A 25,633-nucleotide genomic window follows, 5' to 3' on the forward strand; every position below is an offset into this window, starting at 1 on the left:
TTGTCTTTTCCTATGAACCTCCTTATAATTGCTCTAGGTTTACAATACGTTTATACGATGATGGTTTGATATAGAGGAGATGAAAGAATGGCTTTAACTGCTGGAATTGTCGGTTTGCCGAATGTCGGAAAATCGACGTTATTTAATGCAATTACTCAGGCTGGTGCCGAATCAGCCAACTACCCGTTCTGTACAATTGATCCGAACGTGGGAATCGTGGAAGTGCCGGATGAACGTCTGCAAAAGCTGACTGAATTGGTGAACCCGAAAAAAACGGTGCCGACTGCGTTTGAATTCACTGATATCGCGGGGATCGTAAAAGGCGCATCTAAAGGTGAAGGACTCGGAAATAAGTTTCTTTCTCATATCCGTCAGGTTGATGCGATCTGCCACGTTGTACGTGCATTCGCTGATGACAATATTACGCACGTGTCAGGGAAAGTCGATCCGATTGACGATATTGAAACGATCAATCTTGAATTGATTCTTGCCGACATGGAGACAGTCGAAAAACGCATCACGCGTGTAAGCAAGCTTGCGAAGCAAAAAGACAAAGAAGCGGTTTTTGAATTTGACATTCTGTCTAAATTGAAAGAAGCTTTCGAACAAGAAAAGCCAGCCCGTTCCGTTGAATTTACGGAAGAACAGCAAAAGCTTGTGAAGCAGCTTCATCTGCTTACGTCAAAACCCGTGCTTTATGTGGCGAATGTAAGCGAAGATGAAGTGGCTGATCCTTCAGACAATGAATACGTTGCGAAAATCCGTGAGTACGCCGCGGGTGAAAATGCCGAAGTCATCGTCGTCTGCGCGAAAATTGAGTCTGAAATTGCTGAATTGGAAGGCGAAGAAAAGCAAATGTTCCTTGAGGAGCTCGGCATCGAAGAATCAGGTCTTGATCAGCTGATTAAAGCGTCATACTCTCTTCTCGGCCTTGCAACATACTTTACGGCGGGCGAACAGGAAGTGCGCGCATGGACATTCAGAAAAGGCATGAAAGCTCCTGAGTGTGCGGGTATCATCCACACTGACTTTGAACGCGGCTTTATCCGCGCTGAAACGGTTGCTTATGAAGACCTTTTGGCAGGCGGCGGAATGTCCGGAGCGAAAGAAGCCGGAAAAGTGCGTCTGGAAGGTAAGGAATATGTAGTCCAAGACGGAGATGTCATTCATTTCCGATTTAATGTATAGGACACAGTTGTAAAGGGACAAGAGCTTTGGTATAATATAAACTTGTGAGTAATAGAATTATTGCTCCTTGCCCATTATAGGGCCGCTTAGACCAAAAGGAGGTGCAAACAGATGAAAAAGTACGAAGTTATGTACATTATCCGTCCGAACATTGACGAAGAGTCAAAGAAGGCAGTTATCGAGCGTTTCAACAACGTATTGACTTCTAACGGAGCGGAGATCACTGGAACAAAAGATTGGGGTAAACGTCGTCTTGCTTACGAAATCAACGATTTCCGTGACGGTTTCTACCAAATCTTAAACGTTCAGTCTGAAGCTGCAGCGGTTGCTGAATTCGACCGTTTAGCTAAGATCAGTGACGATATCATTCGCCACATCGTTGTTAAAGAAGAAGAATAAGCAATTTGAAATATATAATGTTAAAAGGTGGTCTTTCATATGCTTAACCGAGTTGTATTAGTCGGAAGACTGACAAAAGACCCAGAGCTTCGTTATACGCCGAGCGGTGCGGCTGTCGCCACGTTTACTCTTGCTGTGAATCGTACATTCACGAACCAGTCCGGAGAACGTGAAGCCGATTTCATTAATTGTGTCACTTGGAGAAGACAAGCCGAAAACGTTGCAAACTTTCTTAAAAAAGGAAGCCTTGCCGGCGTAGACGGCCGACTCCAGACAAGAAATTATGAAAATCAGCAGGGACAGCGTGTCTTCGTGACAGAAGTCCAAGCTGAAAGTGTTCAATTCCTTGAGCCTAAAAACAGCGGCGGTTCTGGATCAGGCGGATACAACGAAGGAAACAGCGGCGGAGGCCAATACTTTGGCGGAGGCCAAAATGATAATCCGTTCGGCGGAAATCAGAACAACCAGAGACGAAATCAAGGGAACAGCTTTAATGATGATCCATTTGCCAACGACGGCAAGCCGATTGACATCTCGGATGATGATCTTCCGTTCTAATAGATTATCGCTATATTCATAACGAGAAAGGTGGGAAATGACAATGGCAGGAGGACGCAGAGGCGGTCGTGCGAAACGCCGTAAGGTTTGTTACTTCACTTCTAACGGCATTACGCACATCGATTACAAAGATGTAGATCTTCTTAGAAAGTTTGTTTCTGAGCGTGGTAAAATCTTACCTCGCCGTGTAACTGGAACAAATGCGAAATACCAACGTAAATTGACTATCGCGATCAAACGCGCACGTCAAATGGCTTTACTTCCATACGTAACTGGCGAGTAAGCCGAAAGAAAAGAGCAAGAGCCTGCGGGCTCCTGCTCTTTTTTTATATCAGTCCTCCTCCATCCTGCCGAAATGTTTCACATGAAACATGGAAGTGCTTCTTACTCCTTTGTTATCTTGCTCCTCTATTCAAATACGCGTACTTATGCAATGAATTTGTTTATACTGAAGAACAGGGGGTGGCTGAGATGGAGACAGACAGAAATATCCTGACTGATGAAAAGTGGAGCGCAATCATACGTAATGATGCTTCTTATGACGGGGCATTTTATTATGCAGTAAAGACGACGGGGATTTTCTGCCGGCCTTCTTGTAAATCGAGAGTTCCGAATAAAGAAAACGTGCTGGTGTTTGATACGGCTGATGCAGCGCTCGAGAAACATTTTCGTCCCTGTAAAAGGTGCCGGCCGAACGGTCTTCGTCTTCCTGATGAAGAATGGATTGTTCAAATCATTGAGTACATTGACCGCCATTATCACGAATCTCTGACTCTGAGTGTACTGGCCGAAATGTGTCACGGCAGCCCTTATCATTTACAGCGGACATTTAAAAAAATCAGGGGAATATCCCCGATTGAGTATATACAGAAAAGAAGATTGTCGAAGGCGGAACACCTTTTAAAGCATACTGATATGACAGTCATGGAGATCGCTCTGACGGTCGGAATTCCAAACACAGCGCATTTCGCCACTCTTTTTAAAAAGAGAACCGGAAATTCGCCCACAGAATACCGAAAAACTGCCGGAATGGGAAAGGGAGGTTCAATATGAGTAAAGAGACAATGGTCTATTGGACACTTTTCACACGGAATGATTGGAGCCTGTATACAGCCGCCACATCTAAGGGGCTATGCTTTATAGGTTCAAATCATGGAAGCTTTGAAGAGCTTGAGCAGTGGGCAAAAAAATCACTGCCGCAATACCAATTGGCACGTGATGATGAGAAGCTGGCGTCTTACACGGCAGAGCTGTCCGAGTACATCGAAAATGGCAGATCAGCTTTTTCAGTGCCGGTGGATCTTTACGGGACAGAATTTCAGCTTGCTGTATGGAAAGCGCTTATGGACATACCGTACGGCGAGACATACTCCTATTCGGATATAGCAAAAATGATTCAGAAACCGTCAGCCGTAAGAGCCGTGGGCGCCGCGATTGGAAAAAATCCGGTATTGATTACGGTTCCGTGCCATCGCGTCATTGGAAAAAACGGGAAACTGACCGGATTCAGAGGCGGTTTAGAAATGAAAAAGCAGCTGCTGGCATTAGAGGGCGGAAACATTGAAACACTGGAATGACGGCTGAGCCGGACAGGAGGGAACACATGAAACTGATTTCTTGGAATGTAAACGGCTTACGTGCTGTGATGAAAAAGATAGATATCAATACTTACGTTCAGGAAACGGAAGCCGATATTTTATGTCTGCAAGAAACGAAAGTACAGGACGGACAAGTATCATTACAGCTTGAAGGGTATCATGGCTATTGGAACTATGCGGTGAAAAAAGGCTACTCAGGCACGGCTGTTTTTTCGAAAGAAAAGCCGCTTCACGTGTTTTATGGATTGGGAATTGACGATCATGATCAAGAAGGACGGGTGATCACACTTGAATTTGAGAACCTGTTCGTCGTCAACTGTTATACGCCGAATGCCAAACGCGGATTAGAGCGAATTGATTACCGTCTTCAATGGGAAGCCGATTTTAAGGAGTATCTGCAGAAGCTTGACCGGAAGAAGCCCGTGATATTATGCGGCGATCTGAATGTCGCACACAGGGAGATAGATTTAAAAAATCCGAAAGCCAACCGGAAGAACGCCGGTTTCTCGGATCAGGAGCGGGAAGCGTTCAGCGCCCTGCTGAACACCGGATTTACCGACTCATTCCGCTATTTATATCCTGATCGGGAAGGCGCCTATTCCTGGTGGTCTTACAGGACGAACGCACGTGAGAAAAACATCGGCTGGCGGCTTGATTACGTCATTGTTTCAGACAGACTGAAGACGCGGATCAGCCAAGCGGCCATTTGTGCCGATATCATGGGTTCTGACCATTGCCCTGTTGAAATGACAGTGGATTTATGATGAGATAGCAGTAAGAGAAATCCACTCTTGCTGCTTTTTTATCACCAAAATGGAGGAGCACATGGCAAATATAAAAGAGATTGCGAAACTGGCGAATGTGTCGGTGGCTACCGTATCACGTGTATTAAACCGACACCCGTACGTATCTGAGGAGAAAAGGCGTCTTGTGAATCAAGTGATGAAGGAGCTGGATTATACCCCTAATCGAACCGCCATTGATCTGATTCGAGGAAAGACCAATACAATAGGCGTGATTTTGCCGTACAGCGACCATCCCTGCTTTGACAAAATTGTAAACGGTATCACGAAGGAAGCGTTTGCCCATGATTACGTGACAACCCTTCTCCCCACCAACTATGACCCCGCTATAGAGATGACCTATTTCGAACTGCTGAAAATGAAAAAGATTGACGGACTGATTGTCACGTCCCGCGCGAATGAATGGGAAACCGCCGTGCCTTACCTGGAATACGGCCCCATTGTCGCTTGTGAATATACGCAGCATCAAGAGATTCCCTGCGCTTATAATGACAGGCAGGCAGCTTACAGAGAAAGCTTTTTGTATTTGAAAAACCGCGGACATCAAGACGTTGCTTTTACATGTGTGCGGGAAGCGGAAAAAAGCCCGAGTACGGCCGACAAGGTAACCGCATATAAGGCGGTTTTCGGCTCTCTTGATGAAACCCGCATTCTGGTCGGATGCCATGATATGGACGACGGAAAGCGGGCAGGTGAACACTTCTGGGGTTTCGACAAGGCGCCGACGGCCATCTATGCGCACAGTGATGACGTGGCTGCCGGCTTGTACCAGTTTGCGAAAGAACAGAAATGGGACGCGGAGATCATCGGCGAGGGAAATCTGAGCGTCAGCCGGGCATTGAATATCCCATCTCTGGAACTTCATTTGGAACGGGTCGTAAGGGAAGCATTTTTGCTGTTTTTGCACGGAGAAACGGCTAAAAAACAAATTATGCATCAATTTCAGCGGAAAAAGTCTTGAGCTGAAATGGGTTTCATGCTTTATAACTAGATTGAGAAAAAAAGGAGGCGGACATATGCGAATTGAACATGCGGCCATATGGGTGAAAGATTTAGAACGGATGAAAGAATTTTATGAGAAATACTTCGGCGCCAAGGCCAATGACCTTTATCATAATGAGAAAAAAGATTTCAAATCGTACTTTCTTTCGTTTGACTCCGGATGCAGGCTGGAACTTATGAAAAAAGGCGGCATTGATGAAGCTCCGTCACAGAATATGACCGGATGGGCGCATCTCGCATTTTCTACAGGCAGCAAGGAGCGGGTGAATGAATTGACGGAGACGTTTAAAAATGACGGATTTCAGGTTGTAAGCGGCCCGCGCGTGACGGGTGACGGATATTATGAGAGCGTGATAGAGGATGGGGAAGGCAATTTGATAGAAATCACAGTGTAACAGTGCGGGGGAACCCGCACTGTTTTATTGATTAAATTTGCTGAGCATTTGTTTTCGGACCGAAGAGGATTAACAAAACGGAACATAGAAGCCAGCAGCCGCCGATGAACAAAAAGACGCTGATGTAGCCGAGCTTAACGGCAATAAATCCGACGAGCAGGGAGCCGAATATATTGGAAAAACGGCCGAGCCCGTATGCCAGCCCGCTCCCGGCCGAGCGATATTCCGTAGGATACGGCTCCGATGTATATGCGTATAAGTTTGAGGTGAAAACCCGTTCCGTGACGTTGACGACAAATCCAAACACAATAATCATGACGGGAATAAACGTCATGCCGTATAACAGTCCGGCAATGGCAGTCAGAAAAGCGCTTGCGGCCAGAATCCATTTTCTTTGGAACGTCTCGGATATCATGGAACCGAGCAATGCGCCAAGCGGTGCGCCGACAGAGTGAAGCACATTGTACCACAGCGTTTTTTCCATGGTGATACCGTTGCTTTTCAGCAGGCTGGGCACCCATGAAGCAAAGCCGTAAAAGCCAAAGGTTTCAAGAATCCATACCGCTGACAGGATGATGGTGATCTTTAAATTCCTGCCCTGAAACAGCCCTAAGTAGCCTGCGTGCTTCACTGTATGTACTTCTGCCGCCTCTTTTGGCGCGGGAAGCGGGCCTTTTTCTTTCTCTATACGTGCTTCAAGACGGTTCATAATGGCGTTTGCCTGATCATATGCGCCCCGATTTTCGTGCCATCGCGGCGATTCCTCAAGCCGGCGGATAAAAAAGAAATAAATGAGACCGGCCGCCCCCCATACGAATACGAGCCGCCACCCCCATGAGCCTAAAGGAATGACAAAAGCGGAAACAACGTTTGTGACGGGAACGCCGATTAGTCCGATCATGGCGCAAAAGGAGATGTATTTTCCCCGTACGGATGATGGAAAAAATTCCGCCAAATAGCTGTTCGTCACAATCATGGCGGCCGCGACGCCGAGCCCGGTCAAGAAGCGGAAAATCATTAAGGACGGAATGTCCCATGCCAACGCATTCAGAAAAGATGAGATCGAAAAGACAAGGACAAAACAATTCAGCGCTTTTTTCCTGCCGATCCGATCGGACAGCCTTCCGCCGATGGAGGCGCCTAAAAACATGCCCAGGAAGGATGCGGCCGTGATGTCGGCAATGACGGACAGCTTCACGCCCCAATGCTCAATCAGCGCCGGAGCCACGTTGCTGAGCGTAAACAGATCAGCGAGATCGAAAAAATAGATGATTCCGAGAGCGGTTAATACTTGATAGTGCACACGCGAAATGGGGAGACGGTCTAATCGGTTCGCTACATTTGAGAATGTCTGATGTTTCATAAAAAACCCCCTGATTTAGCAGTTATAATCAGAAAATACTGTAAATTTATCTGACGAATACATTATAAAGGTCTTTTTTTGGCAAAAACAGAGTGTAAATAACCAGAGCCAAAGGAAACGGCATAGCGCTTTCTTCTTAAAATATATAACATTTCCTATATCTGTTTCTGTTTATATTGTAAAATGTTGAAGGAAAGGAAGTTGATGCATAAATATGAATACATTTGTACGGCCCTCAGAGGGAAGAAATAGTGTATCGAGATATCTTCTTTCTCTGTTGGTCATTGTGGGTTTGTTCTTTTTCGGAAGCATGCTGACTGTGTTTTACATGTTTCTTACGTCTGCTTTCAATCCTTCACTGACGATAAATTGGGATGAGGCGGCATTAAGTGACCCGCTGGCGGATATTTATTTACAGCATATCGTCTATTTCATAGCGATTCCGGGCATTTGGATAGCGGTTCGTTTCATTATGAAGCGGCGTTTTTTATCCATCATTACACCGAATCAGTCGCTGAACTGGAAGAGAATTTTCTTTGGATTCGGCACATATGTTGTGCTGATGTTTGTCGCGGGGCTGATTGATTTTCTAATTCATCCGGATCGTTTCACGCTTCAGGAATTCCATGCTTCACGTTTTCTGCTGCTGTTAGCGGCGGCCGTCTTGTTGGTTCCGATTCAAACCTCTGCGGAGGAATTTCTCTTTCGCGGTTTTCTGCTACAGTTCGCCGGAAAATTGACGGCAAACGCGGTGGTTCTGACGGTCATTATCGGCGGATTATTCGGCGCACTTCATTTCGGAAATCCGGAGATGGATAATGGGGCTCTATGGGCGGGAATCGGATATGTCACCATCGGCATGATCTGGACCTTTATCACGATTAAAACGGGCAGTCTGGAGATGTCCCTTGGCGGTCACGCTGCCAATAATATGTTTTTATTTATCTTTCTCACAGAGGATCATTCGGTGTACGGCGGCATTCCGTCGGTATTTACAACAGCAGCCGGGGGCTATGAAATATACGATTGCATATCGACTCTGGTGATCAATATCATCTTCGCATGGCTCGCGTTCCGTTTTGTGAAAAAAGAAAAGCAGCAGGCCGCCTAGGCTCTGCTGCTGATTTGTAAGGTGTTCATCGCTTCATCAATATCCGTCGTCGGCCTCCGGCAGGCGAAATTCTCACAAATGTAGACTGTTGTCTTTCCGTCGATCATTTGATAACCCGCGGCAAAGTCAGAAATGCCATCAAGCTCATCCGGATGTTCTGCGGCGAGAATCGTATAGGCGGGAGTGAAATGCTCCTGAAGCGCCTCAATGAAACGTTTTCTGTCCGGGTCATCTTTCCTTCCGAACACAACGATTTCTTTTTGGGGCATTGTGTGTGCCAGTACGCTTTGCATGAAGAAAGCGCTGCTGCTCGGATAGGCCTCTATTTCCCGTTTGAACACGGAAAACATCGCTTCGGCTTTTTCAATCAGTGATACATCACCCGTCAGGCGGCCGAGACGAAGCAGCTGTACGGCAGCCGCGCTGTTTCCGGAAGGCACGGCCCCGTCATAAACCTCTTTTTCCCTGACAAGAAGGGTCTCAGCATCATTCCCCGTAAAGAAGAAACCCCCGTGCCGTTCATCCCAGAACAGCTCCAGCATGCTTGTACATAACGTTTTCGCTTTCTGCAGATAAGACGGATGAAAACCCGCTTCATACAGTTCAAGATAAGCCCAGATGAGAAAAGCGTAATCATCGATAAACCCTTTGTTTTTCACTTCGCCCTCGCGATAGCGGACCATGACGCGCCCGTCCGGCATGAGGTGCCGTTCGAGAAAGCGGATGGCTGTTTCCGCCATGCTGAGATAGTCAGGCTCGTGAAATACCTTTGCGGCTTTTGCCAGCCCGGCAATCATGAGCGCGTTCCATGAGGTCAGCACTTTGTCATCTGTATGCGGATAGCTTCTGTTTTCACGGGCCTCCAGCAATTTTGTTCTTGCCTCTTCAAGACGTTCGGCCAGCTCACGTTCGGTGAGGCCGGTCTCTTCGAGGATAGCCTCACGCCGCGTGAAAATGAGGTGCGGGATGTTTTCGCCTTCAAAATTGCCTTGATCTGTGATGTTATACACCTTGCAATAAAGCGGGCCGAGTTCATCACCGAGAAGATTCATGATTTCTTTTTTGGACCATATGTAATATTTCCCCTCACGGCCTTCGGTATCAGCGTCTAAAGCTGAGAAAAAGCTGCCGTCTTCATGCATCATTTCCCGCTGAATAAACGTTACGATCTGCATCGCAATCTGTTTGTAGCGCTCATTACCTGTGACTTGATAGGCTTCCGTATATGCAGTCAGGAGAAGGGCGTTGTCATACAGCATTTTCTCAAAATGCGGCACGAGCCATTCATTATCAGTCGAGTAGCGGGCAAAGCCAAATCCGATATGGTCAAAAATTCCGCCGTTCGCCATGCCGTCGAGTGTCTTGGTTACGCCGGCCAAAGCCTGTTCCTTGCCCGTATAGCTGTAGTAGCGAAGCAGAAACATGAGCATATGCGGCATCGGAAATTTCGGAGCCTGGCCGAACCCGCCGTACACCGTATCAAACCCGCCGGCCAGCTGGCGATACGTGTCATGAACCGCCTGTTCGCCAAGCATGCCCTCAGCCGGGTGAATCTTGACTTCAAGATGAGCGGCGGCGTTTTCGGCGATATCCTCGACATGCTGCCGGTCATTCGCAAACGTTTCGGACAGATGTTCAAGCACATCGATAAAGCCCGGACGGTTAAATTTGCTCGTCTTCGGAAAATACGTCCCCGCATAAAATGGCTTCTGATCTGGTGTGACGAACACGTTCAGCGGCCACCCGCCCTGCCCCGTCATCAGCTGGCAGATTCTCATATACACGGAATCCACATCAGGGCGCTCCTCACGATCAACCTTGATGGCTATGAATTTATCGTTTAACATACCGGCGATCTCTTCGTCCTCAAAGGACTCGTGAGCCATTACGTGACACCAGTGGCAAGTTCGCTAAGCTACCCGTACCCAATAGATAAGAGAACAGGTTTATTCTCTCGTTTCGCTTTTTCAAATGCTTCATCGCACCAAGGATACCAATCCACGGGATTATAAGCATGTTGGAGTAAGTACGGTGACTTCTCGTCGATTAATCTATTGGGTACTTTTTTATTTGGCATGGGATCACCTTCTTTCGTTCGTATTACCGTTGATATATCTTTACTGTACCATAAAGATGTGCAGTCTATTCTTTATTTGTTTCTGTCTAAAGAAAACTAGTCTGTAGTTGACAGAATGGACAAGGTGCCTGACAACTGATATAGAGCTATGCGCCTAATCCAAAAGCTTTCATAACAAAGATAACAACAGGCGGAATGATAAGTGATGGCAGAAGATTTAAGGTTTTACATTTTTTAATTCCCAAAATGCTTAACCCCGAGCTTAGTATCAGTATTCCGCCCACAATTGTTATTTCATTAATCATGTCTGCACTTAATGCACTCTCCATTACTTTTGCAAATAAATAGAGTGAGCCTTGCCAGGCAAATAACACAACAGCAGATAAGGCTATTCCAAAGCCAAACGCTGATGCGAGAACAATAGAAGTGATGCCATCCAACATACCGTTTGTAAGAAGATAAGTGGAATCACCATGGATCGCGGATTCAATAGGCCCTAATATCGACAATGATCCCATGCAAAACAATAAGATTGCAGTTGATAAGCCTTCAGCTAAGTTATTTTTAGAGAACTTGCTGACTAGATGGTTGAATCTAAGTTCCAAATTTACAAACTGTCCAAGTAGTCCGCCAACAGCTAAACTTACAATAAAAAGAATAGGGTATTTACTATCCGATAAATGCTGTGTAATGGCGTTTATTCCTAATCCAACTGCAACAAACCCCATCGCTTGCATAAGAATATCTTGATATTCACCTTTCATTCCTTTCTTGAATAGCCCTCCGAGTAAACATCCTGCGAAGATCATAAATGTGTTAAAAATTGTTCCAATCATGTGCTTTCTCCCCCAATAAAGTGTGCTTTTAAAAAAATAAACTCTCCAGTAACTAGAGAGTCAAGGGATTATTTAATGGGCAGCATGATTTCGGTCACATAATGATCCGGATTATTAGTAACACCATAATCAATTAACGTTATCTCAATGGAGTCGGCCGCTAACTCCAGATGATGCTTTTTCATATATGTCAGTAACTTTTTATAATATTGTTTGGCCTCTTTATGCGACCCCTTAAACCTGATTTGTAAATATTCATTTGATGGTAAGGTGATTACTGATGGGGGCAAATTATGCTCGTCTTCTAAGATCATAAAAATACTGGAGTAACGATCAAACTTATGCGCTTTTAGGTTTGACACTGAAATCGATAATCCAATCTTTCCTAAAAATATGTCTTCTTTAATAGTAAGATCATTTCTCAATTCTGTTAGAGAGTGTTCAATATCATGACCTAGAATATACTCATGCTGTAAATAAGCGACACGCAACTCCGGAAGTTTGATTTTTGTAATTTTGTCTAACGGTTTATTAACGGCATCTTCTATTTTGTTTAAACGGCGGGTGATCTTTTTTTCAATAAGCTCTAATTCCCTTTTTTTACGATCGATTTCGGTTTTTTGGTTTTTCAGTAATTGAATTAAGGTATCTGCATTGTGGGAATTATAAAAATCTAGGAGTTTGTTTATTGGCAAGCCTAAAGCCCGCAAATATTTGATTGTATCCAGTCTCTCAAACTGCTCTGTGGAATAGTATCTGTAGTTATTTTGCTTGTCTTTGTATGCAGGTTTCAAAAGACCGATCTCATCATAATATCTGAGAGTGGATATTTTGACGTGAAATAACCTGGATACCTCTCCAATAGAGAAAAAATTCTTCATGATCATAATCCTTCTGCTTTCATTTGTCTTAATAAACCTGTAAAAAATGGTTTTATCAACATTATAATATTCAGCAATTTAAAGATAAAGCATCCCCTCTGGATCGAAAAATTTTAATGGAGGGAATTGGAGAGGATTATATGGTAATCTGCGTGGCGTCAGTGACAAGTCGAATAGCCGATGCTGACAAGAACCGGCTTGTTTAAGTTTAAGCGTTTCGCTTTTTCGAAGGGTGCCAGTTTACGGGGTTGTGGGCGTGTTGGAGCAGATAGGGGGACTTCTCCGTGATTAAACTGTTGGGTTTACTATTGTTTGGCATGGGCTCACCTGCTTTCTATTCATATTTGTATGTTTAACATACCACAATCCTCTAAAAAAATTCATACACTCAACTTTGTGATCCAAACCCAAGTCATTAAAAAGGAGAACGGCTTACGACTCTATTTTCAGGGTTAAATGTCATCCACTTTATTGCTTTTTAGATAAGAAATAAGGATTTAAAATCTTTATCATTTTATTTACTGTTAGATAAGTGAAACACACCCCGGCGACTGTAACTGCGCCGCCCAGAAGAGAAATAAACGCAGGTACTTCACCTAACCACACCCAAGAAATGACCAAGGTTATGGCTGGTGTTAAATAAAGTGAAATGGCTGCTTCTGAAGCACCGACGAGTGAAGTGACATACGCAAGTGCAAAGTAAGGCACAACTGTTGGTAATAAGCCTAAGTAAACGATAGACAATGTTGAGTTCATTGAAGCGTGAACAACTTCTCCCCATAATCCCGGAAGAAACATCAGCATAGGCAATGTTGCACCCCAAATGGTGAATGTCACAAATGGAATAAAACCATATTTTTTTATATAGCGGGCTTGAAAAACGAAATAAATACTCTCCGAAAAAGCTGCCAGCAGGATTAACAAAATGCCGTTCACTGAATTTGTATAGTTTCCTGCCCCGAAAGAAATGATCGACACACCCAATAAACTTATGATAGAGCCAATCCATTTATAAAGCCCAAAATGTTCACCAAAAAACAGACGAGATAACATTGCAGAAAAAATAGGTGTCATGGTCACGAGTAAGCTTGCTACCCCTGCGCTGACGGTTTTTTCTCCGATATTCAGCAAAATGTGATATAGTGCAAAACCTAAAAATCCTAAAGAGAAAATAACAGGGATATCTTTCATGTCAGGTAAACGCATATGAGTCAAAACAGCAAAAACCACCAATGCCATTGACCCAATCAACAAGCGAAACAAAGCGAGGTGTTCCGGCGTGTAACTCTCAAGACCCGCGCGAATTCCCGGGAAAGCTGATGCCCACAACCCAATCATCAGACTGTAAGATATGCCGATTCGAACTGTTTTCTTTCTCATCTTTCTCACTCCTCTTTACAAAAACCAACCAGTTATTTAATGTGTTTCTATATTAATAAAGATTTGAGGAGATGACTTCAACCAGTTAAATAGATTTTGACCCAACCACTTTAAGGGGGATCCTTTTTATGAGCGCTCCAGAAGAAAAAAAGATGAGAAAGCTTCCTAAGTACATACAAATCATTCAATTTATAAAAGAGAAAATAGGAAATGGAGAATGGCCGATCGGAAGTAAGATTCCAAGCCAGCGCACGCTTGCCAAACACTTTGAGGTGAACAGGAGCACAGTCATTACAGCTTTAGAGGAATTGACGGCGGATGGATTAATCGAAGGCAGAATGGGCAAAGGGACAGTTGTTACGAACAATACATGGACACTTTTGGCTAAGAATTCCGCCCCCGATTGGGATCAGTATGTAACCTCCGGAATTCAGCAGCCAAGCCAAAAAATCGTTCAAGAGATCAATAAATCAGAATCAAATTCTGATCTTATACAGCTCAGTAAAGGAGAACTTTCACATGAGATTTTTCCTTTAGCTGTTATGAAAGAGATCATGGGAAAGGTATCTCAAAACATAGAGGCATTCGGATATGAGGAACCAAAAGGATATTTACCTTTGAGAGAGGCATTAAGCGGCTATTTAAGAACAATCGGCATTCAAGCTTCTCCTTCTTCCATTCTTATTGTTTCTGGAGCGCTGCAAGCCTTACAGCTTATATCAATGGGGCTTTTACAAAGGGGATCGACCGTTTATCTTGATCAGCCTTCCTATCTTTATTCATTACACGTCTTTCAATCAGCCGGGATGAAGCTGACTGGAGTTCCTATGGATCATGATGGACTTTTGCCGGAACATATCCGCATGGCAAGGGGGGAGCGGGGGAGGGCTATCTTATATACAAATCCTTGTTTTCATAACCCGACAGGTATTTTAATGTCAAAAAAGAGACGAGAAGAAATCCTTGCGGCAAGTGAGAATGCACAGCTTCCCATTATTGAAGATGACATTTATCGTGAGTTATGGATCGATGAGATTCCTCCAGATCCTATTAAAACAATAGATAAAAATGGGCATGTGCTTTACATAGGCAGCTTATCGAAAACATTAAGTCCGGGCTTGAGGATTGGATGGATCGTCGGGCCGGAACCAGTGATTGAACGTTTATCCGACATAAAAATGCAAACAGATTACGGCTCCAGTTCGTTATCCCAGAGAGTAGCGGCAGAGTGGTTTACATCCGGTGAATACCAGCAGCATCTAGAACAGGTGAGAAGTCAATTAAAGGTGAGAAGAGAATTGGCCTTGAGTGTTTTAGAAACTCATTTGAAAGATGTGGCGACATGGAATATCCCAAAGGGAGGATTCTTTGTCTGGGTAAAAATATTGCCTTCCATATCCATGAAATTACTTTATACCAAAGCCTTATCAAAAGGGATACTTCTCAATCTCGGCAGTATCTATGCTCAAGAAAAAGGGAATTATATTCGCTTATCATATGCTTATGCATCTCTTGAAGACCTTCAAAAGGGAATTTATGAATTGGGTTTGATGATTAAGGAATTGGCAAGCAGATAAATTTAAAAGACAGCGGCATACCGGAATTCAAACTGCATGGTTCGTTTTAAACTTGGCGAATCGGGATGCAGTGAGTGACAAGGCAGGGATAGATAAGAAAGTTAAAGGAGGTCAGAATATTCTAATCTCCTTTAACTTCGGTCAACCTTGCATCCTTAATATACTAAAGATTAAAAAGGAAGAAGTCCGGCCGTTTGTTATTCGGTTAAGCCAGCTCTTTTGTCATTAAGACATGCGGGATGCCGTCTTCCATAAATTCCGGTGAATCTGTCTGATAGCCCAGTTTGTGATAAAAGCCTTCCGCATGTGTTTGTCCATGCAGTTTACATTGGGTGATGCCTTTTTCTTTTACCATGTTTTCTAATTCTCTTATGATTACTTTGCCTAACCCGTATTTGCGGTAAGGTTTCAGGATGCAGATTCGTTCGAGCTTGCCTGTATGGTTTACGATGCGGACCCGTCCTGTGCCGGCAGGCTGATTTTCATGATAAACCAAGACATGCCCGCACTGTTCCTCAAGCGTATCGAACTGATCAAATTCATCGGATTCAGGTACATGCTGTTCCTCAATGAATACTGCTTTTCTAATCTCAAGCGCTGCTTGCAAATCAATTTCCGTTGTTATTCTTTTTATCCTCATGATCAATCAATCCTTTTCACATATTAATCTGGACTGCACGGCTTGCTTGTGGTCTTATAGAAGTAACGATAAAACAATTATATTGCAAATGCAACAAAAATATGAAAGGTTTGAAAAGATATGACTGATATTTTGCGGGAAATCGGCATGATCGCACGGGCATTGGATTCCATCAGCAATATTGAATTTAAAGAATTAGACTTAACAAAAGGGCAGTATCTCTATCTTGTGCGTATATGTGAAAACCCGGGAGTGATACAGGAAAAACTGGCGGAAATGATTAAAGTTGACCGAACAACAGCGGCGAGAGCGATCAAGAAACTGGAAATACAAGGATTTGTTGAAAAGCGTCCTGATGATCAAAATAAAAAAATAAAAAAACTGTTCCCGACCGAAAAAGGGAGAAAGGTTTATCCGTTATTGCAAAGAGAAGGAGAGCACTCTGCGGAAGTAGCCCTGTCCGGCTTTACGTCTGAGGAAAAAGAAACCATTTTCAGCCTTCTTCAGCGGGTGAGAAAAAATATAGAGCATGATTGGGAATATGTGAAGAAGGGAAACAAAAGAGACTATTAATGGATGATAATCCCTTTTACTGAATGATTGCGTTGTGAATGATTAAAGTCATAAATGGATACGTTATCTGTGAAATCTCCTCCCCGGTTCCTGCTTCAACTAGCCGATAGGCTTATTTTTAACGAAAAGTATCAATTATGGTATATTTAAATAAGACAAAATAATTGAAGCGGGGAATGATATGAGTACAATCGAAAAACAAAGACGTAAGAAATTCAGAGCGAAATCAATCGTACGGGCCATCATGGTCATCATCGGCGGAATTATTGCCGCGTATGGACTGGAAACCGTACTGATTCCGAATAGTGTATCTGACGGCGGTGTAACCGGACTCAGCATTGTCGGTTCACAGCTCTTTCATTTGCCTCTTGGGATCTTGATTGCGGTGATCAATATACCGTTTGTCTGGTTAGGATATAAGCAAATCGGGAAAGGTTTTGCGTTTCTATCAATTATCGGTATTGTCTCACTTGCCGCGGGCACGAGTTTTTTCCACCACACGCCGGCTATCATTGAGGGAGATACCCTGTTAATCACCGTTGTCGGCGGGATTATTCTCGGCTTGGGAATGGGATTGGCATTGCGCAACGGCGGCGCCTTAGATGGTATTGATATGCTGGCTGTGCTGCTGTCACGGAAACTGCCGTTTGGCACGAGTGATCTCATTTTATTTTTAAACATTTTTGTGTTTATTTTTGTTTCTTTTGTATTCGGGCTGCAAGGCGCATTGCTTTCCGTCATTGCTTACTACATCGCATCCAAGGTGATCCATGTGGTTGAGGAAGGCTTAAGCGGTTCTAAAACATTTCAGATTATCACCAACGAGCCTGCATTAATGGTAGAGACCATTCGTGAAGAATTGGGCCGGAGCGCTACGTATAAAGAAGCATACGGCGGTTTTTCTCATGAAAAATTCAAAGAAATCACATGTGTCATCAACCGTTTGGAAGAAACCAAACTGAAGGAAATTATTAATGACATTGATAATCAAGCCTTTGTGACGGTATATGATGTCGCTGAAGTAAAAGGCAGTAATTTCAGAAAAATCCATAATCATTAAGAAGGAGCTGCCGTTCACCGGCAGCTTTTTTTAAAAAAGGAGAAAACACTTGCAAAAAAAGAATAACGGATGTATATTATTGATATATCAAACATTGACTAGTCAATTAATTGCGCAAAAGAAAGTAGGGATGGGTTTTGACAGCATGTTGTTCAGAGGAAGGCGAGATTTTGTATCAGCTCCAATCACTGCACAAAGTGATCGGCACGAAGTTTGAAGCGTGCACCGGAATCAGCCAATCCCGCCTTGAGCTTCTCGCCGTGCTTTTTTACGTCGATGAGATCAGCCAAAGCGATCTTCAGAAAAAGGTGAATATTGACGGCGCAGCCGTGACAAGACACTTGAAACAGCTTGAAGCCAAAGAAATGGTCACAAGAAGGCGGAAGCCCGAGGACAACCGAATTATACTTGTCCGGCTTACTGATCAGGGGCGGGAGAGAATTGAGGCTTCCAAAAAGGAGAAAGAGCGTTTCATAAAGGAAATGCTTGCCGGTGTCAGCGAGGAAGAACGCAATATGTTAAAAAACGTATTGTCGCAGATGCAGAATAATATAGAAAATATGAAAGCATAGGAGTGTATTACACATGAAAACAGAACTGAAAACAAACGATTTTATGGACATTATGAAAGGCCGCCGTTCCATTCGGAATTACGATCCCGCTGTAAAAATCAGCAAAGAAGAAATGACTCAAATATTGGAAGAAGCAACGACAGCGCCGTCTTCAGTTAACGCGCAGCCATGGCGTTTCCTCGTCATTGACAGCCCTGAAGGAAAAGAAAAACTCGCGCCGCTTGCCAGCTTTAACCAAACACAGGTCAGCACATCATCTGCGGTGATCGCGGTTTTCGCAGATATGAACAGTGATGACTATTTAGAAGAAATTTATTCAAAAGCGGTCGAACTGGGCTACATGCCGCAGGAAGTAAAAGACAGACAAATCGCTGCGTTGACGGCGCATTTTGAAAAACTGCCGGAGCAAGTGAACCGTGAAACGATTCTGATCGACGGAGGTCTTGTTTCCATGCAGCTGATGCTTACGGCACGCGCGCACGGCTATGACACAAACCCGATCGGCGGCTACGATAAAGAAAAGATCGCCGAGGTTTTCGGAATGGATAAAGAGCGTTATGTACCGGTCATGCTGTTATCAATCGGAAAAGCGGCAGACGAAGGATATGCTTCCTACCGTCTTCCTATCGAAACAATCGCACAATGGAAATAAGGTTGAAGTGAAGCTGAGAGGAGAGGGACAGTGGACATAATTGCGGCTGTTTTCGTCGGAATTGTAGCTTTAGAACATATATTTATCATGATACTTGAAATGTTTTTTATCAATTCGAAGGCAGCTAAGCGGTCCTTCAAATTGCCGAAGCATTTAGAAGGTGATCGGAATGTAGCGGTCATGTTTGCAAATCAAGGTCTGTATAATGGATTTCTGGCTGCCGGCCTCATTTGGGGGCTGATCCTCGGAGCTGATCCGATTGGCCATATGATTCAAATGTTTTTCGTCATCTGCGTGGTCATCGCGGCCATTTTCGGAGGCTTTACTTCAAACAAATCAATTATCGTAAAACAAGGACTTCCGGCTGTTTTAGCGCTTATTTTTCTTTTATTGGCGTAGCAGACGGAGTGAGTGAGGGCTTCCGGAAAGGAAGCCCTCTTTTTTTATTCTGTTTTGAAAATCAGTTTCGGCCGCCGCGGCTTTTGTATCCCTTGTTCTTAGTCATTTGATGTTAAATGATGTTTAGTTTAGTTTGAAAGCCGATGCTTGCGCGCATCGGCTTTTTTTCGTCAAGACGGCATTGTTCAGCCGAAATGTTCAATCACACGCTGTTTGAACGTTTCAGCAACAGGGGATAAAAATCTGCCTTTTATCCAGGCGATGCCGATCACGCGCTGGCATTTTGGCCAGCTGATGCGTATTTTGCTATGACGCTGATTTCTTTATTTCATTGAAGCCCGGAAGCTCTTTAAGCAGCATGAGTATTTGCTGATTTGCCTGAAAACAATAATGCTACTGACTAAGTGCTCTTAGGGAATACCTTATACCCAAAAGGGACTTGCACCAATAAAATTCATACCATTCATCGGTTATTATTTTTTCGAATAATTCTATAATTTGTTTTATCAAATACGTAGAGAGGGTGCTTTAACCATGATAGAATTATTTGAACACTCGGAATTTGATAAATGGGATCAAAGGAGAACATCGAGAAGATTGACTCAAGATTTTGAGGTTGAGGTAAGTGCGGATAAATTATCACAACCGATTGATGTTGATGTTTATTTACAGGGCGACACCACCAGGGAAATGAAAAATATGGATGATTATCCATATCGTTCTGTTGAAAATTCAATTGAATTTATAAAAGAGGTAAGATCTCATGGGATTTATTCGATAACTCTCCGTCTTGTCGGAAAGCCCTCTGATAACTGCTGGGATATATATGATGTCTTAAAGGACCATGTTGATGCGTTTAAGACAATACGAGCACGTTATCCTAAGGGGACTCTCCATATCACAGTGGATCCATTCAGTATTGGATTAAATGAGGACGGAACATGGGGGATTAAACACAGTTCCGGTCAATTAGATTACCTGCAGACCATTGAATTAATTTCTAATATTACTATGAGTTTCAGTCAAGCAGGAACTGACTCTATTTTAACTTTGGGAAGAATTGAAGGTGAGGTCGAAGTAACAAAAAGAGTATTAGAGAAAGTTGGTGCAGACACCACAATCACCTCGTTTTCACAAAATACAGAAACAAAAAATGCTTATATGTATTTAGAAAACACACCAGCACGCTTGGACACGGGTCAAAAAATTTTAGTTGGAAACATCACAGAGATGAACTTACATACGCTTATTGATATTTATGAAGGGACAAACACAGTTATTATAAAACCTATCGAGAATTTCCATTTAATCACATTCACCTCTTTATTTTTGAAAGATAAATATAAAATCATAGATTTTCTAACCGCTGAAAAAGTAAAAAAAGCACTAAGTAGTCATCCTTCTATGAGAGAGAAAGTTTTAGACATTCTTTTTAATATTGATGATTTTTTTGCAAAGTGCAAGAAAGTCAAAATAGGTGGTTACACTGTTTCAGGTACCTATTATTTACAAAAAAACTTTGAAAATGAGAAAGGAAAGTATTTTTCATTTGGCGTTATTGATGAATTGTTAAAAAATGCTGTTTCTGCTTCAGACTTCAGTATTTCTAAAATTATTGATAGAAATGCATTATGGTATATAAAACAAAAAGGGAAACTGCTTACAGAATTGAAATAAATAATATTAAATTAAATGTATGATAAAAAGAATAACCTTGAGCACCTTGCGCTATGAGCCAGGGTGTTTCATTTCTTTCATACTAAGGAAAGGTGTAAATCTATGAGCAAAATCGAAGTGAATACTCCGCCAAAACTAAACCATCCGTTTCTCGCCGGAATGTTGTTTATGATTGTTGGTACGCTGTGTTTTGCCTCAAAGTCGATCTTTATTAAGTGGGCTTACTCATTCGGAGCCACTCCGGAGTCAACGCTTTTTTTCAGGCAAGTGATTGCAACCCCTCTTTTTTGCATCATTTTTTTTATATATCGTGCAAAATTATCTGAAAAACCGGCAAAGGCTGATATAGTCAGAGCAGGAATCACGGGTTTGCTCGTTTTTTTTCTATCTCCGTTGTTGGACTTTATCGGGCTGCATTATGTTTCAGCTATTGTAGAAAGGATGCTCGTTATGAGTTATCCAATTTTTGTCATGGTTATCTCGTTTTTTGGAAAAATGGAGAAAATCACCGTTGCAGACATCATTTCTGTCGTTGTGGTCAGCATAGGAATCTTTTTTTCCATTGGCGGCTGGAATCTGCACGAATTGAGTGCGAATATATTTGGCGCTTTTCTCGTTCTTCTGTCGTCCGCGGTTTACGGACTTTATTTGGTCTTATCCGGTCAGCTTGTTCGCAAAGTAGGCAGTATCCGTATGAATACATATGGGATGTCTTTAGCAAGCATTGCCATGGTGCTTTTTTTAATCGCAAGAAAGGGCTTTGGCTATCAGACAGAGCTATGGTCGTTTCAGCCAACCGTATATTTCCTTTTTTTAATCATTGCTGTATTTACAACAGTCGTTCCTTTTTTATTTATGCTGGAAGGTATCAAACGGATTGGGGCAGTGAGAGGGTCTTTGATTTCAATGATGGGCCCGATCATCACAATCATCTTTGGCGCCTTTTTCTTGGGTGAGCGCTTAACATGGATACAGTGGATAGGCTGTTTCATTGTCCTAAGCATGATTACTTTTTCGGAAGGCAGGAAGATCAAATTAAAAATGAAAACCTGACATGTGAAAGCCTCCCGTGAGTGTTTAGGGAGGCTTTCACTGTATTTATTTCATATAATGAATAATGTTTTTAATAATTGTTAAGCCAACCTGATGTTGCGCTGACATGATCGATTCGGGATGAAATTGAATAGCTGCGATAGGAAGATTCCTATGTTCAACTGCCATCACAATGGCCTCATCTGAGATCGCTGTAACCCGAAGGTCTTCAGATACGGACTGTGCAAAAATGGAATGATAAAGGCCTGCCTCAAATTGGCAAGGCACGTCTTCGAATAATTTGGAGTTTCCGGTCAGATGTACCAGATGCTTCCTACCGTGTCTCGGTTCATCTAAAATACCGAGTGATCCCCCAAAGTATTCAACAATCGCTTGAAGTCCTAAACAGACACCGATAATTGGGATTTGTTTGCTTATACATAAATAAATGGTTTCATTCATCATAAATTCTGAGGGAAGCCCTGGACCAGGGGAGAGAAAGACTAAATCAAAGTTTTCTTCTTTTAAGATTTTACGAGCATAGCTGTGTCGCATCGTGACCACATCAGCTCCGAACTGCCTTAAATAATTCGCCAGTGTATGAACAAATGAATCCTCATGATCAACCAGAAGAATACTTTTAGAGGAAAGGACTTTGTTTTCCTGACACTCTTCTTCTCCAGCTCTCCTCATAACTCCTCTAATCGCACTCTTGAGAGCCTGTGCTTTTAATTGCGTTTCTTTTTCCTCTTCATCTGGAATAGAATCGTATAATAAAGTGGCACCCACTCTGATTTCCGCCTGATTTTCCTGCATATATATTGTTCTAAGTGTAAGACCGGTATTAATATCGCCATTAAAAGAAATATGTCCGACTGCCCCCCCATACCATTTTCGGGGTGTCTCCTCATGTTGTTCAATCCATTTAACAGCTGACCTTTTAGGAGCTCCTGTAATTGTTACCGCCCACATATGCGTGATAAAGGCATCCAGAGAATCAAAATCCGGTTTTAACTGCCCTTCTATATGATCCACTGTATGAATCAAATGTGAATAGATTTCAGGCTGTCTTCTGCCAATCACCTTGACCGTCCCAGGAACACAAATTCTCGATTTGTCATTCCGGTCAACATCAGTACACATCGTTAGCTCAGATTCATCTTTGTTTGAATTCAACAGCTTAAGGATTTGCTCTGCATCTTCTAACGCATTCTCGCCACGCTTTATTGTACCTGAAATCGGGCAGGTTTCTACCCTTCTTCCTTCTACCCGGACATACATTTCGGGGGATGATCCGACTAAGTATTCCCCGCCTAAATTAATGATGAATCCATAAGGGCTCGGATTCAAATGTTGCAGCCTAAGAAAAACATCTGACGGATTATCAGTATACTTTTCATAAAAGCAGTGCGTCGGAACAACTTCGAATAAATCACCCTTTATAAAAGATTGTGCGGCAGTGCGGACCAAATCCGCATATTTTCCTTTCACATACGCTTTCGGCTGGATTTTTACAGCGGGATGTTCATCTTGAAAATATAACTGATCACGTACCAGCGAATTTGTATCATATGATTTATATGAAAATTCATATTGCAGTTGATATGCTGTGGACAGTCTGTGATCGACTATTAAAATTTCGTCAGGTATATAGAGCAGCAGATCGTTTTGATTTTCATTTCGTTTATGTTTTAATTCTGTAGGTTCAAATTGAAAAATCAGATCATAGCCAAACGCTCCATAAAACCCGAGGAATGAATCCTCCGGGGAAAAAAACAAACTCATTATATATTTTATTAAAGTAAAAATGGATGGCTGTTTACTTCTGTTTTCCTCAGAAAAAATTCCTTGTGGACCAATAATTTTTCCCTTCAATTCGGTATTTTTTTCTACAGAGATGTCATAGATTTCTTCAAAATCTGAAAGATGATCGTTTATATATTGTAAGAGCAATTTCCCTCGGTTATTTAAGGCGCGTAATTTAAATGAATCCTTGAACGACCGCAACTCAATTGGCGGATTAACAAACCCCATGTCCCAGCGTGAATAGCGGCCCGGATACTCATAACCGCTTGAAAATAAAGCTCCTTTTTGTGTGTCAACACCTTTTACAATTGTATCAACATGTTCGGCTGCTGTTGCACGATTAAGCAATTTCTGAGTCCGAGTGATGACTAACCCATTTTTTGTGTAATATTGCTTACTTCCATTCTTCAACAACGGGAAGTCTTTAAGAATACTCATGTATGGTTCCTCCTTAATTTACAGGAGAAAACTGAGTTAAACAGTATAAGATTTTTCTACTTTCCTCAGCTATCCTGTCTCAACTAATCTAAACTTTGCTAATCTGTATCTTATTTTATATAACATGATTGAATATTGCAAATTAACTAAAATTAGTGTTTTTGTAATATTGACTCGGAATATACCGTTATTCTATATTTAACCAAAGAATAAATTACCAGTCGAAAAAAAGAGTTTAGAATGAGAATTAGAGGAGCTTAGTTAAGGAGAGAAAGTAAATGGAGATAAATCTTTTGTTAGTCGACGTCTATCCTTTGTTTGGTTATGGAATGAAATCAATGCTTGAAACCAAAAATGATATGGAATCAGTGAATACCCTTTATGTAAAAAGTAAGGAATATTCAATAATAGATGAGTTCCATTTTGAAATTATTGTAATTAATATAGAGCATCATAATATTAGAGAATGTATTGCTTTTTTAAAACACCTTCAAAGCACAAGATATCGTTTAACGTCCAAAATTGTTGTAATAATAAAAAAGGGGTTGTTCCAAACCTATTTTGATGAATTGATAAACCTTGACGTCAAAGGCTTTATGACTGCCGCTTCGGATGCAGATGGCATAGCCGAGATGTTTTATTTAATTCAAAATGATCAAATAGTAATCAGCAAAGAGCTATCAAAACATATGAATAAAAACAGTAACAAAAATTTAACAACTAAAGAAATACAGATATTAAAATTAATCTATAATGAAAAAACAAATAAAGAAATTTCTCATATTCTTAACTATTCGATAAGTACGGTAGAATATTATATGACTATGATTTTTAATAAACTTTCTGTTAAATCAAGAGTTGGCGCAATTAGAGAGGCGAATAAACTGGGGATATTAGCCAACAAATAACATTCAATATTCCTCATTAAGCACACTTTACAAAAATCTGCTGATGCCTGCGCGCAACGGCTTTTTTTTGTCCGGAATCCTGTACATCATTTACTCTTTCATCTGACTCAATATATCGCGATAAGTGCCGATTTTCTTTATCGTTAAAGAAATGATATTTTCGATATCAGCCAGCTATTTTTCCGGCTTGCTGACGTGTTTCGTTAAGATTTCCACCTTCGTTTTGACGGAAGCTGCATATTCTTCGGTCATAGGGGTTTTATGAGCGAGAGCAAAGCCCCTAGCGTGAATGAATTCAGTCATCTCTTCAACAGAGAGCCCCGTCTTTTTTAAGCATTGCAAAAAAGATAGTGTGTCGATGTCTTTTTGAAAGTAAATGCGCACACCGCTTTCTTTTCTTTGCGGCGGGGGAAGCAAGCCGATTTTTTCATAACAACGAAGGGTATCAATAGAAAAGCCAAAAACGGTGAAATATAACCGAGTCCGATTTTGGTGGGCACCCACAAATACCCCCACACGAACGTAACAATGATAATCGCACTGATGATTTTAAACATGTGTCACTCCATCCTTTTTAATTGTTATTTGCTGATAGTCTTCTTTCTGCTAATAAAGCCTAATAAATGGAGCGGACTCCATGTCAATCTGTTTTTTTAAAAAAAGCTGATCGGCAAATATGGTATGATTTACATAATCAGGGAGTGGGGT

The 25,633-nt window shown here is 42.3% G+C and carries 27 protein-coding genes and 3 pseudogenes; 19 read left to right on the forward strand and 11 right to left on the reverse strand.

Annotation, left to right across the window (positions count from 1 at the left end):
- Window positions 1–87: 87 nt before the first annotated feature.
- From ychF to ACWJJ4_RS00165, 9 genes are all read left to right on the forward strand, one after another.
- Window positions 88–1,188, forward strand: a complete 1,101-nt coding sequence (gene ychF, locus ACWJJ4_RS00125) for a redox-regulated ATPase YchF (protein ID WP_004392975.1) — start codon at window positions 88–90, stop codon at window positions 1,186–1,188.
- Window positions 1,189–1,299: 111 nt separating this feature from the next.
- Window positions 1,300–1,587, forward strand: a complete 288-nt coding sequence (gene rpsF / locus ACWJJ4_RS00130) for a 30S ribosomal protein S6 (RefSeq protein ID WP_004392977.1) — start codon at window positions 1,300–1,302, stop codon at window positions 1,585–1,587.
- A 39-nt stretch (window positions 1,588–1,626) separates the two neighbouring features.
- Entirely contained in the window at window positions 1,627–2,145 is a 519-nt protein-coding gene (gene ssbA, locus ACWJJ4_RS00135; protein WP_004392979.1) for a single-stranded DNA-binding protein SsbA, read from the forward strand.
- A gap of 43 nt (window positions 2,146–2,188) precedes the next feature.
- Window positions 2,189–2,428, forward strand: a complete 240-nt coding sequence (gene rpsR, locus ACWJJ4_RS00140; protein WP_004392983.1) for a 30S ribosomal protein S18 — start codon at window positions 2,189–2,191, stop codon at window positions 2,426–2,428.
- Window positions 2,429–2,616: 188 nt separating this feature from the next.
- Window positions 2,617–3,198, forward strand: coding sequence for a bifunctional transcriptional activator/DNA repair enzyme AdaA (locus tag ACWJJ4_RS00145; RefSeq protein ID WP_025854038.1), 582 nt, complete (start codon window positions 2,617–2,619; stop codon window positions 3,196–3,198).
- The gene (locus tag ACWJJ4_RS00150; protein WP_048367907.1) at window positions 3,195–3,722 is read left to right on the forward strand and encodes a methylated-DNA--[protein]-cysteine S-methyltransferase; all 528 of its coding nucleotides are present in this window, start codon (window positions 3,195–3,197) and stop codon (window positions 3,720–3,722) included. Before ACWJJ4_RS00145 ends, ACWJJ4_RS00150 begins: the two co-directional genes overlap by 4 nt.
- 26 nt (window positions 3,723–3,748) lie before the next feature.
- A complete protein-coding gene (gene xth, locus ACWJJ4_RS00155) occupies window positions 3,749–4,507 on the forward strand; it encodes an exodeoxyribonuclease III (protein WP_048367905.1) in 759 nt (252 codons plus the stop codon).
- A gap of 61 nt (window positions 4,508–4,568) precedes the next feature.
- Window positions 4,569–5,507 (forward strand): LacI family DNA-binding transcriptional regulator, encoded by a 939-nt coding sequence (locus ACWJJ4_RS00160; protein ID WP_454021327.1) that lies wholly within the window; start codon window positions 4,569–4,571, stop codon window positions 5,505–5,507.
- Between the two features lie 55 nt (window positions 5,508–5,562).
- On the forward strand, window positions 5,563–5,943 hold the full coding sequence (locus ACWJJ4_RS00165; protein ID WP_004392999.1) for a VOC family protein: 381 nt from the start codon (window positions 5,563–5,565) through the stop codon (window positions 5,941–5,943).
- A gap of 31 nt (window positions 5,944–5,974) precedes the next feature.
- Here the strand turns inward: ACWJJ4_RS00165 and ACWJJ4_RS00170 are convergent, their stop codons facing one another.
- The gene (locus ACWJJ4_RS00170) at window positions 5,975–7,306 is read right to left on the reverse strand and encodes an MFS transporter (RefSeq protein WP_004393001.1); all 1,332 of its coding nucleotides are present in this window, start codon (window positions 7,304–7,306) and stop codon (window positions 5,975–5,977) included.
- A 214-nt stretch (window positions 7,307–7,520) separates the two neighbouring features.
- On the opposite strand from ACWJJ4_RS00170, the gene ACWJJ4_RS00175 reads away from it, so the two are divergent.
- Window positions 7,521–8,417 carry a CPBP family intramembrane glutamic endopeptidase gene (locus ACWJJ4_RS00175; RefSeq protein ID WP_454021328.1) on the forward strand — a complete coding sequence of 299 codons (897 nt, stop codon included), beginning with the start codon at window positions 7,521–7,523 and terminating at the stop codon, window positions 8,415–8,417.
- On the opposite strand, the gene ACWJJ4_RS00180 is transcribed toward ACWJJ4_RS00175, so the two are convergent.
- The 6 genes and pseudogenes from ACWJJ4_RS00180 to ACWJJ4_RS00205 all read right to left on the reverse strand — a co-directional run bounded on the left by ACWJJ4_RS00180 (window position 8,414) and on the right by ACWJJ4_RS00205 (window position 13,591).
- Window positions 8,414–10,303 (reverse strand): thioredoxin domain-containing protein, encoded by a 1,890-nt coding sequence (locus ACWJJ4_RS00180; protein WP_107994151.1) that lies wholly within the window; start codon window positions 10,301–10,303, stop codon window positions 8,414–8,416. The two genes, ACWJJ4_RS00175 and ACWJJ4_RS00180, sit on opposite strands and share 4 nt — an antisense overlap.
- A 35-nt stretch (window positions 10,304–10,338) precedes the next feature.
- Window positions 10,339–10,494 (reverse strand): annotated as a pseudogene (locus ACWJJ4_RS00185) (DUF255 domain-containing protein); the annotation flags it as partial.
- A gap of 146 nt (window positions 10,495–10,640) precedes the next feature.
- Window positions 10,641–11,330 carry a DUF554 domain-containing protein gene (locus tag ACWJJ4_RS00190; RefSeq protein ID WP_014306201.1) on the reverse strand — a complete coding sequence of 230 codons (690 nt, stop codon included), beginning with the start codon at window positions 11,328–11,330 and terminating at the stop codon, window positions 10,641–10,643.
- A gap of 68 nt (window positions 11,331–11,398) precedes the next feature.
- Entirely contained in the window at window positions 11,399–12,211 is an 813-nt protein-coding gene (locus ACWJJ4_RS00195; protein WP_014306200.1) for a MerR family transcriptional regulator, read from the reverse strand.
- A 161-nt stretch (window positions 12,212–12,372) separates the two neighbouring features.
- A pseudogene (locus tag ACWJJ4_RS00200) lies at window positions 12,373–12,530 on the reverse strand (DUF255 domain-containing protein); the annotation flags it as partial.
- A gap of 149 nt (window positions 12,531–12,679) precedes the next feature.
- Window positions 12,680–13,591, reverse strand: coding sequence for a DMT family transporter (locus ACWJJ4_RS00205; RefSeq protein ID WP_146283889.1), 912 nt, complete (start codon window positions 13,589–13,591; stop codon window positions 12,680–12,682).
- A gap of 128 nt (window positions 13,592–13,719) precedes the next feature.
- On the opposite strand from ACWJJ4_RS00205, the gene pdxR reads away from it, so the two are divergent.
- Window positions 13,720–15,168: a MocR-like pyridoxine biosynthesis transcription factor PdxR gene (pdxR, locus tag ACWJJ4_RS00210; RefSeq protein ID WP_326374940.1), complete on the forward strand. Its 1,449-nt coding sequence runs from the start codon at window positions 13,720–13,722 to the stop codon at window positions 15,166–15,168.
- 205 nt (window positions 15,169–15,373) lie between these two features.
- Here the strand turns inward: pdxR and ACWJJ4_RS00215 are convergent, their stop codons facing one another.
- Window positions 15,374–15,808 (reverse strand): GNAT family N-acetyltransferase, encoded by a 435-nt coding sequence (locus ACWJJ4_RS00215; protein ID WP_166705967.1) that lies wholly within the window; start codon window positions 15,806–15,808, stop codon window positions 15,374–15,376.
- Between the two features lie 120 nt (window positions 15,809–15,928).
- On the opposite strand from ACWJJ4_RS00215, the gene ACWJJ4_RS00220 reads away from it, so the two are divergent.
- The 5 genes from ACWJJ4_RS00220 to ACWJJ4_RS00240 all read left to right on the forward strand — a co-directional run bounded on the left by ACWJJ4_RS00220 (window position 15,929) and on the right by ACWJJ4_RS00240 (window position 19,064).
- Window positions 15,929–16,381 carry a MarR family winged helix-turn-helix transcriptional regulator gene (locus ACWJJ4_RS00220; RefSeq protein WP_014306189.1) on the forward strand — a complete coding sequence of 151 codons (453 nt, stop codon included), beginning with the start codon at window positions 15,929–15,931 and terminating at the stop codon, window positions 16,379–16,381.
- Between the two features lie 181 nt (window positions 16,382–16,562).
- Window positions 16,563–17,441, forward strand: coding sequence for a YitT family protein (locus ACWJJ4_RS00225; protein WP_014306188.1), 879 nt, complete (start codon window positions 16,563–16,565; stop codon window positions 17,439–17,441).
- 137 nt (window positions 17,442–17,578) lie between these two features.
- Entirely contained in the window at window positions 17,579–18,013 is a 435-nt protein-coding gene (locus tag ACWJJ4_RS00230) for a MarR family winged helix-turn-helix transcriptional regulator (RefSeq protein ID WP_032875377.1), read from the forward strand.
- A gap of 13 nt (window positions 18,014–18,026) precedes the next feature.
- The gene (locus ACWJJ4_RS00235) at window positions 18,027–18,665 is read left to right on the forward strand and encodes a nitroreductase family protein (RefSeq protein WP_004393039.1); all 639 of its coding nucleotides are present in this window, start codon (window positions 18,027–18,029) and stop codon (window positions 18,663–18,665) included.
- Window positions 18,666–18,695: 30 nt separating this feature from the next.
- The gene (locus ACWJJ4_RS00240) at window positions 18,696–19,064 is read left to right on the forward strand and encodes a DUF1304 domain-containing protein (RefSeq protein WP_004393040.1); all 369 of its coding nucleotides are present in this window, start codon (window positions 18,696–18,698) and stop codon (window positions 19,062–19,064) included.
- Window positions 19,065–19,249: 185 nt separating this feature from the next.
- Here ACWJJ4_RS00240 and ACWJJ4_RS00245 read toward each other — a convergent pair.
- Window positions 19,250–19,372: pseudogene (locus ACWJJ4_RS00245) on the reverse strand (LysR family transcriptional regulator); the annotation flags it as partial.
- Window positions 19,373–19,598: 226 nt separating this feature from the next.
- Between ACWJJ4_RS00245 and ACWJJ4_RS00250 the strand changes: the two are divergent.
- On the forward strand, window positions 19,599–20,741 hold the full coding sequence (locus ACWJJ4_RS00250) for a delta-aminolevulinic acid dehydratase (protein ID WP_454021329.1): 1,143 nt from the start codon (window positions 19,599–19,601) through the stop codon (window positions 20,739–20,741).
- Between the two features lie 102 nt (window positions 20,742–20,843).
- The gene (locus tag ACWJJ4_RS00255; RefSeq protein ID WP_454021330.1) at window positions 20,844–21,794 is read left to right on the forward strand and encodes a DMT family transporter; all 951 of its coding nucleotides are present in this window, start codon (window positions 20,844–20,846) and stop codon (window positions 21,792–21,794) included.
- 45 nt (window positions 21,795–21,839) lie between these two features.
- On the opposite strand, the gene ACWJJ4_RS00260 is transcribed toward ACWJJ4_RS00255, so the two are convergent.
- Complete coding sequence (locus ACWJJ4_RS00260; protein ID WP_454021331.1) at window positions 21,840–24,017, reverse strand: anthranilate synthase component I; 2,178 nt, start codon at window positions 24,015–24,017, stop codon at window positions 21,840–21,842.
- A 278-nt stretch (window positions 24,018–24,295) separates the two neighbouring features.
- Between ACWJJ4_RS00260 and ACWJJ4_RS00265 the strand changes: the two genes are divergently transcribed.
- Window positions 24,296–24,925: a response regulator transcription factor gene (locus ACWJJ4_RS00265; protein ID WP_071392535.1), complete on the forward strand. Its 630-nt coding sequence runs from the start codon at window positions 24,296–24,298 to the stop codon at window positions 24,923–24,925.
- A 174-nt stretch (window positions 24,926–25,099) separates the two neighbouring features.
- Here ACWJJ4_RS00265 and ACWJJ4_RS00270 read toward each other — a convergent pair whose 3' ends face one another.
- Window positions 25,100–25,441: a MerR family transcriptional regulator gene (locus ACWJJ4_RS00270; RefSeq protein WP_454021332.1), complete on the reverse strand. Its 342-nt coding sequence runs from the start codon at window positions 25,439–25,441 to the stop codon at window positions 25,100–25,102.
- Between the last annotated feature and the right edge of the window lie 192 nt (window positions 25,442–25,633).

The sequence above is a fragment of the Bacillus sp. JK62 genome (assembly GCF_053663455.1).